General features: G+C 43.2%; 11 protein-coding genes. 8 read left to right on the top strand and 3 right to left on the bottom strand.

All coding sequences use genetic code 11. The features are described from left to right. Positions 1–254: transposase (locus G519_RS0118545; RefSeq protein ID WP_029195984.1), on the top strand; the 254-nt coding region annotated here is incomplete at its 5' end. A gap of 427 nt (positions 255–681) precedes the next feature. Here G519_RS0118545 and lexA read toward each other — a convergent pair. Continuing rightward, positions 682–1,299: a transcriptional repressor LexA gene (gene lexA / locus G519_RS0118540; RefSeq protein WP_029195983.1), complete on the bottom strand. Its 618-nt coding sequence runs from the start codon at positions 1,297–1,299 to the stop codon at positions 682–684. A 147-nt stretch (positions 1,300–1,446) separates the two neighbouring features. On the opposite strand from lexA, the gene G519_RS49060 reads away from it, so the two are divergent. The 3 genes from G519_RS49060 to G519_RS0118525 all read left to right on the top strand — a co-directional run bounded on the left by G519_RS49060 (position 1,447) and on the right by G519_RS0118525 (position 3,013). Then, positions 1,447–1,854 carry a LysM peptidoglycan-binding domain-containing protein gene (locus G519_RS49060; protein WP_051253500.1) on the top strand — a complete coding sequence of 136 codons (408 nt, stop codon included), beginning with the start codon at positions 1,447–1,449 and terminating at the stop codon, positions 1,852–1,854. 140 nt (positions 1,855–1,994) lie between these two features. Then, the gene (locus G519_RS0118530; RefSeq protein ID WP_029195981.1) at positions 1,995–2,177 is read left to right on the top strand and encodes a DUF896 domain-containing protein; all 183 of its coding nucleotides are present in this window, start codon (positions 1,995–1,997) and stop codon (positions 2,175–2,177) included. Between the two features lie 44 nt (positions 2,178–2,221). Continuing rightward, positions 2,222–3,013: an HAD family hydrolase gene (locus G519_RS0118525; protein ID WP_029195980.1), complete on the top strand. Its 792-nt coding sequence runs from the start codon at positions 2,222–2,224 to the stop codon at positions 3,011–3,013. 78 nt (positions 3,014–3,091) lie between these two features. Here the strand turns inward: G519_RS0118525 and G519_RS0118520 are convergent, their stop codons facing one another. Then, a complete protein-coding gene (locus G519_RS0118520; protein ID WP_029195979.1) occupies positions 3,092–3,634 on the bottom strand; it encodes a 1,2-dihydroxy-3-keto-5-methylthiopentene dioxygenase in 543 nt (180 codons plus the stop codon). 218 nt (positions 3,635–3,852) lie between these two features. Between G519_RS0118520 and metH the strand changes: the two genes are divergently transcribed. Together metH and rnz are read left to right on the top strand one after the other, a co-directional pair. Continuing rightward, positions 3,853–7,290, top strand: coding sequence for a methionine synthase (gene metH, locus G519_RS0118515; protein ID WP_029195978.1), 3,438 nt, complete (start codon positions 3,853–3,855; stop codon positions 7,288–7,290). Positions 7,291–7,396: 106 nt separating this feature from the next. Beyond that, complete coding sequence (gene rnz, locus G519_RS0118510) at positions 7,397–8,326, top strand: ribonuclease Z (protein WP_029195977.1); 930 nt, start codon at positions 7,397–7,399, stop codon at positions 8,324–8,326. A gap of 46 nt (positions 8,327–8,372) precedes the next feature. On the opposite strand, the gene tlp is transcribed toward rnz, so the two are convergent. Then, positions 8,373–8,588 (bottom strand): small acid-soluble spore protein Tlp, encoded by a 216-nt coding sequence (gene tlp / locus G519_RS0118505; RefSeq protein WP_029195976.1) that lies wholly within the window; start codon positions 8,586–8,588, stop codon positions 8,373–8,375. 278 nt (positions 8,589–8,866) lie between these two features. Here tlp and G519_RS0118500 point away from each other — a divergent pair, with 278 nt between their 5' ends. Next, positions 8,867–9,217, top strand: a complete 351-nt coding sequence (locus tag G519_RS0118500) for a CidA/LrgA family protein (RefSeq protein ID WP_029195975.1) — start codon at positions 8,867–8,869, stop codon at positions 9,215–9,217. Further along, positions 9,207–9,917, top strand: a complete 711-nt coding sequence (locus G519_RS0118495; RefSeq protein ID WP_029195974.1) for an LrgB family protein — start codon at positions 9,207–9,209, stop codon at positions 9,915–9,917. Before G519_RS0118500 ends, G519_RS0118495 begins: the two co-directional genes overlap by 11 nt. The last annotated feature ends 28 nt before the right edge of the window (positions 9,918–9,945 follow it).

Raw genomic sequence — 9,945 nt, 5'->3', positions numbered from 1 at the left:
TATCCGATAATCGCCGCAAGTACACGTTTCCAGCACGGGGTAGTGAAGCCCATGAGAAACTGTATGATCAACGAACAGCTGTTGAACGTGTATTTGCCTATCTCAAAGGACAGTTCCAACTTGATAATGTTCGTCATCGTGGAGGTAAAAAAGCCAAAATGCATATGGAGTTAGCCTGCTTACTTTATACATCCTGTAAACTTTCAGTTGATCGAATTAACCAAGCAATGAATACCCCTCAGCTTTCTGCTTAATTTTTTTGAAAAGTACCGATTCAAATTGGAGAAGCAGATTCTCAAATAAATTACATTGTGAAACGTACTCTTAAAGACTCCTATTCATTAAAATTGAAGCAATTTGGGGCCAAATATTACCGAATAGAAGCCTCTAGAAGCTCCTAATTCCGCAAAATGCGATTTTAATGGCGTAATAGCAGTCTCTAAAGACTCTTATCTGAATCCTGAATCCACGTTCAGCCTTCATGGCTATGGCGAGATTAAAGCCAATATCATTAACTTTGAAAATCCATTTTTGGATCGGTCGGCCTACTATTTTTCAAGTTTCTCTACTAATCCAAAGCTCCATGCTTTTTAACTGTTTAAATCCAAAAGAACCGAGGGACGATTGTCCTCTCGGTTCTTTCTCATTGGTATTGTAGGTAGAATAAGGGCTGTAGAACTATTACATATCCCGGAACAAACCAATGACACGGCCAAGAATCGTAACATGTTTCAAAAGGATAGGCTTCAAAGCCGAGTTCTCTGGTTGAAGACGAATATGATCCTTTTCCTTGTAAAAGCGTTTCACCGTTGCTTCATCATCTTCAGTCATCGCTACAACAATGTCCCCGTTATTCGCGGTTTGCTGCTGCTTAACGATGACATAATCGCCATTATGAATGCCGGCTTCGATCATACTGTCACCCATGACGCTAAGCATGAACACATTATTATCTCCTACCATGCTGACGGGAAGAGGGAAATAGTCTTCAATGTTCTCAGTTGCTGTAATAGGCACACCTGCTGTAACTTTACCAACGAGAGGTACACGAGCTACAGAAACTGCAAAATGCGTTTCAGCACCGTCAAGTCCTAGAATTTCAATAGCACGAGGCTTAGTAGGATCTCGACGAATCATACCTTTCTTCTCAAGACGCTCTAAATGCCCGTGCACTGTAGAACTAGAAGCTAGTCCAACTGCTTCACCGATTTCTCTAACGGAAGGTGGATAACCCTTATCTTTCACTTCATTCTTAATGAATTCCAATATAGCTTGTTGACGCTGCGAAATCTTACTCAATAGTTATCACTCCAATACTGGGAATCATTACCCAAAGTATAACATAGAACCCGAGTTCGTACAAACATAAGTTCGAGAAAAGGGTTGACTCAAACATGTGTTCGTGTTATTCTAATAACAGAACAAACGTTTGGGGGATGATTACTCATGTATATGGCTTATTCAAACACTAATTCAACACACACACCTCATAGATCTGCTAGCACATCCAAAGGGATGACATTTAATTCTAGTTATACCAAAGCGATTGTTCGCTTCGTCCTATTAGCAGTTATTCTAGGTACTGTGTTTTCATTCGGTGCTATGGTTCAAGCCTATGCAGGGGATGGGGCAGCAACTGCAAAAACCCCAGTTTCCGTTAATTCTATTAACTCTTCTCCTAAAGCAGTCGTACAAGATCAAGTCGTCATTCAACGCGGAGACACTCTTTGGGATGTTGCTTCCACTCACAAAAAAGGAAATGAGAACATTCGTTCTTATGTTGATAAATTGAAGACAATCAATCATTTAACCACGAGCTCCCTTGAAGAAGGACAGGTTTTATTGCTTCCTTAATTTCATTATGCTTTCCTGATAGAATCTAAATATGATGAGGCTCGGACATGTTCCTATGCCTCTTTTTGTTGTCTCTTGACATTCCTTAATAGGGATGGCAAAGTAGTACTCATATTGAATTTTTGACTGGGAGGATCACAATGAGTGACAACATGGAACAAACTATCGAACGTATTAATGAGCTTGCTCGTAAAGCGAAAACAGTTGGCTTAACAGACGCGGAAATCGATGAGCGCAACGAACTCAGAAAGAAATATATTGAAGCATTCCGTGGCAATCTTAAAGTTCAACTTGATTCCATCAAGTTTACGGACGAAGAGTAATCGCTGCTCATTATAGATACAACATTCAAAAGGGGAAATGAATGATGACGTTGAAAGCCGTACTTTTTGATCTAGATGATACGCTTCTGTGGGATGATCGCAGTGTGCAGGAAGCTTTTAAAGCGACATGTGCGGAAGCTGCAAAGCATGTAGCCGTGAATCCCGAAGAATTGGAAGCTTCTGTTCGCAAAGAAGCTCGTTCTTTATATGAATCTTTTGAAACCTTTGAATTCACGAAAATGATTGGTATTAATCCATTCGAAGGCTTATGGGCGAACTTCACGCAAGGTGAAAATGAGAACTTTCGTAAGCTTGAGAAATTAGCGCCAGGATATCGTACGGAGTCTTGGACAAGAGGGCTTGCAGCGTTAGGGATAGAGGATCGTGAGCTCGGGTATAAGCTTGGTGAACTTTTTCCAGCAGAACGCCGACGTCGTCCTTACGTATATGAGGAAACGTTCCGAGTATTGGATGCTTTAAAAGGCAGCTATCAATTGCTGTTGTTAACGAATGGTTCGCCAGATCTACAAAAGGAAAAATTAGCAGGTGTCCCAAATATCGCACCATACTTTGATCATATCGTGATCTCTGGTGAATTTGGAGTAGGTAAGCCAGCGAAGTCCATTTTTAACCATGCACTTGGACTACTTGGAATAGAAGCAGAGGAAGGCATCATGATCGGAGATAAATTGACAACCGATATCCTAGGTTCTGGCAGCGTAGGTATGCGCAATATTTGGATTAATCATCATGGACTTCAAAGTGGAGATGAGATTGTTCCTGCGTATGAGGTTTCCCGTCTTCAAGATATTTTGACGATTATTACGAACGGATAACATGAAATAATCAAAAACCCAACGGATGCATAGGACGGTAAGTCCAGCTCAGTTGGGTTTTTTTGTTCATATAATAGATTAAGCTTTAATAAATTCTGGATCATCAATGTTATAAGCAACCCAGCCATCTTTTTCGATGAAGAGACGAACGGCAACGATTTCACGATTCTCCATTAGTGTGAAAAAATGGTTCGTGTTTTCAGGAACAGAGATCACATCGCCTGGTTCAAGTTCAACGTCAAAATAGCCAACTTCGCTTTCGGATTTGATAATGAAAATCCCTCGTCCAGAAACGATTGCGCGGATTTCATCTTCCGTATGGGTGTGTACTTGTTCGAATTTCTTCAGCAGTTCTTCAATGTTAGGCGTTGAATCGGAAAGCGCGATAACATCCCAAATTTCATAACCGCGTCTAGCAGCTAAATCACGAATTTCTTCTTCATAAGTGCTAATAATTTGCGCTTTCTCGTCATCACTTAGAATAAATTTCTCACGCAGTGTTTCTGGAAGTTTGTTCGCATCCCAGTGTTCATAAACAACATTTTGACTATCCAAAAAGGCTTTGACTTGCTCTTCGCCTTCTATACGTTCATTCGTATTGCGAATTCTAATTTGTGCCACGCTACATCCCTCTTTCTGAGTAAATATACTTGTATTATAGTGGAAATATAGCTAGCTGTCGATGGTTGAACATAAGAATTTCCGATAAAACCTATAGGTAAATATGATAATTCAAATTCTTTTCATAGAAGCCGGATTCTGTTACACTAAAACATAACATAATTTGTCGTTTTTTTTTATTGTCAATAGCGTTGGATAAGTTGAAAGGGAGTCATGCAATGATCAAAACACCGATACAAGAGCAGCTTAAAAAGAAGATCATGATCCTAGATGGTGCCATGGGTACAATGATTCAGCAAGAGAACTTAACCGCTGAAGATTTCGGCAGCGATGATCTGGACGGATGTAATGAAATTCTTTGTGTTACACGACCGGATGTAATTCGCAAAATTCATGAAGCTTACTTCGCCGCGGGCGCTGATATGATAGAAACAAACACATTCGGGAGCACGAGTGTGGTGCTCGCAGAATATGATTTGCAAGACCGTCATCGCGAATTAAATCTTGCGGCAGCCAAACTGGCTATCGAAGCAGCGAATAAATATTCAACACCGGAGTGGCCTCGTTATGTTATCGGAGCTATGGGTCCAACGACAAAGACGTTGTCGGTAACTGGTGGAGTCACATTCGCTCAATTAGAGGAAAGCTATTATGAGCAAGCGTTAGCTCTCGTCGAGGCAGGCGTAGATGCACTCCTTTTGGAAACTTCCCAAGACACTTTGAACGTAAAAGCTGGCAGTATCGGGATTCGCAGAGCATATGAAACATTGGGTGTTGAACTTCCGATTATGATCTCGGGAACGATTGAACCGATGGGTACAACATTAGCCGGGCAAAATATTGAATCCTTTTATATTTCGTTGGAACATTTGAAGCCTATTTCAATGGGTTTGAACTGTGCTACAGGTCCTGAATTTATGAGAGATCATATCCGTACGCTGTCTGATATTGCGGAAACAGCGATTAGTTGTTATCCGAATGCCGGTTTGCCGGATGAGAACGGACATTACCATGAGTCCCCTGAATCTTTAGCTAAGAAGATGGCCGGATTTGCCGAGCAGGGCTGGTTGAATATTGCCGGTGGTTGTTGTGGTACAACGCCGGATCATATTCGAGCCATGGCGGAGACACTCTCTCAGTTTAAGCCAAGAACGCAATATGGTACGCATTTACCGGCTGTTTCAGGGATTGAAACGTTATTTATTGAGCCAGAAAATCGTCCTATCATGGTTGGCGAACGGACCAATATTTCGGGTTCACGAAAATTCAAACGCCTGATTAAAGAAGGGAAGTTTGAAGAGGGTTCTGAAATTGCCCGTAATCAAGTTAAGAACGGCGCTCATGTTATTGATATTAACCTGCAGGATACAGACATTGACGAGGCTTATGCCGTTGAAGAGTTCATGCAGCAGGTTGTAAAAAAAGTCAAAGTTCCGTTAATGATTGACTCGACATATGACCACATCATTGAGCTCGGACTTAAGTACTCCCAAGGTAAGGCGATCATTAACTCCATCAACTTGGAGGATGGCGAAACGAAGTTCGAAGCCATTTTACCTTTAATCAAACGTTACGGGGCTGCCGTTGTTTGTATTCTTATCGATGAACGAGGTCAGGCTGTATCGCGTGAAGCGAAGATCGAAGTCGCGACTCGGTCTTACGAGCTTTTGACTGAGAAGTATGGCATGAAACCTGAGGATATTATTTTTGATCCCAATATGTTCCCAGTAGGCTCTGGAGATCCGCAGTATATCGGTTCAGCCGTTGAGACGATTGAGGGCATCAAGCTGATTAAAGCAAAATATCCTGCTGCTAAAACAATTCTTGGCTTAAGTAATATCTCTTTTGGTTTACCTGACGCAGGACGTGAAGTGCTGAACTCCGTCTATCTGTACCATTGTACGAAGGCAGGCCTAGATTATGCCATTGTGAATACAGAAAAACTGGAGCGTTATGCATCTATCCCGGATACAGAACGTCAATTGGCTGAAGAACTTATTTACAATACGAATGATGAAACACTGGCACAATTCGTTGCCCATTTCCGTGAGAAAAAAGTGGAGAAGAAAGAGAAAATTTCGAATCTGTCTCTGGAAGAAAGACTTGCCTCTTATGTCGTGGAGGGGACCAAAGAAGGGTTGATCCCTGATTTGGAAATCGCTTTACAGACTTATTCGCCGCTTGAAGTCATTAACGGACCTCTGATGAAGGGAATGGAGGAAGTTGGACGCCTCTTTAATGGCAATGAATTGATTGTGGCTGAGGTTTTACAAAGCGCGGAAGTAATGAAGGCTTCAGTTAATTATTTGGAACCTTTCATGGAGAAATCCGAAACAGCCGTAAAAGGGAAAATTATTTTAGCAACGGTCAAAGGTGATGTACACGATATTGGAAAAAATCTCGTCGAAATCATCCTTTCGAATAACGGCTATAAAATTATTAATCTTGGGATTAAAGTACCACCGGATCAAATCATCGAAGCATATCGAAGAGAGTTACCGGACGCGATTGGTTTATCTGGATTACTTGTGAAATCGGCTCAGCAAATGGTTATCACGGCTCAAGATTTACGCACGGCAGGTGTGGATGTACCGATTTTGGTCGGCGGGGCTGCGCTTACTCGCAAATTCACGAAAACGCGTATTCAGCCTGAGTATGAGGGTGTCGTACTTTATGCGAAGGACGCGATGGATGGACTGGATATTGCCAACCGACTGAGTGACCCTGAACAACGACAACGTCTCATTCAGGAGCTCAGAGAAAGCTTGGAATCCGATGTAATGGATACCGGGAAGAAGGAAGAGAAACTGCCGCAGCTCACAAGGGTGAGTTCGTCTGCTGTCTCCAAAGATCTTCCTGTGCAAGTGCCGCAGGATACAGATCGCCATATCATGAGGGATTACCCGATTAGCCATCTGATGCCTTATGTCAACATGCAGATGCTGCTAGGACATCATCTTGGTTTGAAAGGTAAAGTAGAGCAGCTGCTTAGCGACAAAGATGCGAAAGCCCTTCAACTTAAGGATACAGTGGATTCAATTCTCCATGCTGCACAACACAATGGGATTATTAAAGCCCACGGGATGTACCGTTTCTTCCCAGCACAATCCAGCGGTAACGATGTCATCGTCTATGACCCTCAGGATCACAGTAAAGTGTTAGAAACCTTCACTTTCCCGCGTCAGGATAAAGAGCCTTACCTATGCTTATCCGACTACCTGAAGTCCGTAGAAAGCGGTCAAATGGATTATGTCGGTTTCTTACTGGTGACGGCAGGGCATGATATTAATGAGTTGGCTAAAGAATGGCGGGATAAAGGGGATTATTTGAAATCCCATGCCCTTCAGGCAACGGCACTGGAAATGGCTGAAGGCTTTGCCGAGCGGATTCATCACATCATGCGAGATGTTTGGGGAATAGCCGATCGTGTAGATATGACGATGCATGAGAGATTTGGTGCCAAATATGTGGGACAACGGTTCTCCTTCGGTTATCCGGCATGTCCGAATCTCGAGGACCAAGCGAAATTGTTCAATCTGCTGAAGCCAGAGGATATTGGCGTGGAGTTGACGGAGTCGTTCATGATGGAGCCGGAAGCATCGGTTTCAGCAATCGTATTTGCCCATAAGGAAGCTCGATACTTTAACGTAGGATAGAAAGTTTATGTAAAAAGCGAGGCAGCTTGTACGGACTATACGGTTCCGTCGGCGTCCTCGCTTTACATTTTGGCATTGTGATTTTAGATAGAATGGGGTTTAGATCGTGGACTTGTATTTTTTGGGCACGGGGGCGGGTATGCCCTCCAAACAACGAAATGTCACATCAATTGCTTTAAATTTGCTGGATGAACGCGGAACCTACTGGCTGTTCGACTGTGGCGAAGGGACGCAACAGCAGATTTTGAATTCTCCAGTGAAATTGGGACGAACGGAAATGCTTTTCATCACGCATCTGCATGGTGATCACTTGTACGGTTTACCTGGTTTGTTAACGAGTCGTTCCTATTTAGGTGGAGATACACCTCTTACGTTATATGGACCGCGGGGTCTTAAAAGTTTTGTTGAGACGGCCCTCTCAGTAAGCGGGGCTCATTTAACGTATGCGCTGCAGATCGTGGAAATCGAGGAAGAAGGTCTGATTTTCGAAGATGATAGCTTCCAAGTAGAGACAGCACGACTAGAGCATCGGATCGAATGCTTCGGTTTCAGGATCATAGAGAAGGATCAACCTGGCAAGCTGATGCAGGACAAACTAACGGAACTCGGCATTCCGGCAGGTCCGATTTATGGTAAATTGAAGCAAGGCCAAACCGTCCAGTTGGAGGATGGTCGTACGCTTCATGGGACTGATTTTCTAGGGGCGCCGATACCTGGGCGCATTATCGTTATTCTAGGTGATACACGCTACTGCAGCGGGGCTCAGCACTTGGCACGAGGCGCTGATGTGCTTGTGCACGAGGCTACATTCGCTATGGATAAGCAGGAGCTTGCGTATTCGTTTGATCATGCCACTTCAATCGATGCGGCAAGAACTGCTCAGGAAGCGGGCGCGAATGCGCTGATCATGACGCATATCAGCTCGCGCTATCAGGGGGATGCCGTAATGGAGCTTCTGCAAGAGGCTCAGAAGATTCACAGCAACAGCTACATAGCTAAAGATTTCTGGAGCTTTGAAGTGCCGCGCAAAGGGTGAAAAAAGAGAAGCCTCTTCCAATTAAGGATGGGGCTTCTCACTTTGCTTATGTGTTCGTTTCGTCTTTTTTCTCCTCAATGAAGCCGCGGATACTTTCTTTGCGGCGCTCATTCTTGGATTCGATGCTTTGTTTTTCGTCGGCAGTTATTTCATCGGCATGTTCGTCCAAGTAGTCTTCAGCTTCGTGCAAATTAGCTATCGTATGATCGATGGCGTTCTGCAAACGGGCTGGATTATCTTCGCGATTGTCTGGCTTTGCCACAGTATTTTTTCCCTCCCTTAAGACGATAGATTGACATCCTGTTATACGATTCCACAAGGTCAATCAGATTATTCATTGTTAAAGAGGTCAATTTCCCTGATTTCTCTCATACAATTAACATAATCCCATGTCAACCGAGGTGATTCTATGGAAATTACACTTGCCGAAGTGCTGCTTTCTATCTTTATGTCCTCGATATTTTGTGTTATGTTTAGGGAAATACGAAATTATTACAGAGACTCAGGTTAGTGCTGCTAGCAGCTGGAATGGAGAATTTTATGCTCGGTTTTGCTATATTATTAGGCTTTAATTTTTTAGGTTATGTGATTCAGATGAGCCTGCACCTGCCCCTACCAGGCAACGTGATCGGGCTCATTCTTTTTACCGCGGCATTGTTCACTAAGGTCATAAAATTGGCTTGGGTAGAAGAAGCGGCTTCACTTTTGACGAGACATATGATGCTATTTTTTATTCCGTTTACGGTTGGTGTACTAGCATTTATTCCGATCATTGGAGCTAATTGGCTTGCTATATGCGGTGGGACTGTTGGTGCAACGGTGGCTGTTCTTGTAGTAACTGGTTGGGTATCGTCAAAGTTAGGACAGGAGAATACCAAATATGGCGAATAGCATACTGCAGCATCCATTGTTTGGTCTTTCACTAAGTGTAATCAGCTATGCGTTAGCCAATTTGTTGTACCAACGATGGCGGTTTATGCATCCTCTATTTAGTTGTACGGGGTTCATTATTATTGTATTAGTAAGCTTTCGTATTCCTTATGAGGACTTTAAGCGAGGGGCCGACGTGCTAACACTTTTATTAGGGCCAGCAACCGTTGCGTTAGGCGTACCTCTTTACAAATATAAAGAATTAATACGCAGAAATTTGGCGCGTGTCATGATAAGTGTTTTGGCGGGTTCAATTACGGGCATTGCAGCTAGTGCAGCCATTGTGGGGCTATTGGGAGGGAGTCAGTCCATTATCCTAAGTATGCTTCCCAAATCGGTAAGCTCGGCCATCTCCATTGAAATTGCCGCGCGATTAGGCGCGATTCCTGAATTAACAGCGGTACTAACCACTTTAACTGGGCTGCTGGGTAGTATGTTCGGCACTCGGATTTTGAGTTGGTTTAGAATTAGAGATGATATCTCGATCGGCATTGCCATTGGAACAGCGGCTCATGGCATTGGAACAGCGGCTCATGGCATTGGAACAGCCAAAGTATTCAAGGATTCTGAACAGCAAGGAGGATTTGCTGGACTATCCATGGGAATTTGTGGGATTATGACTTCGATTTTATTTATCCCCATTTACATATGGTTAAAATAATGCCGTGCATGCTGAGAAACAGAGTTCT

Source organism: Paenibacillus alginolyticus DSM 5050 = NBRC 15375 (assembly GCF_000422905.1).
Lineage (GTDB): Bacteria > Bacillota > Bacilli > Paenibacillales > NBRC-103111 > Paenibacillus_E > Paenibacillus_E alginolyticus.
This window is presented reverse-complemented; position numbering and strand designations above follow the sequence as displayed.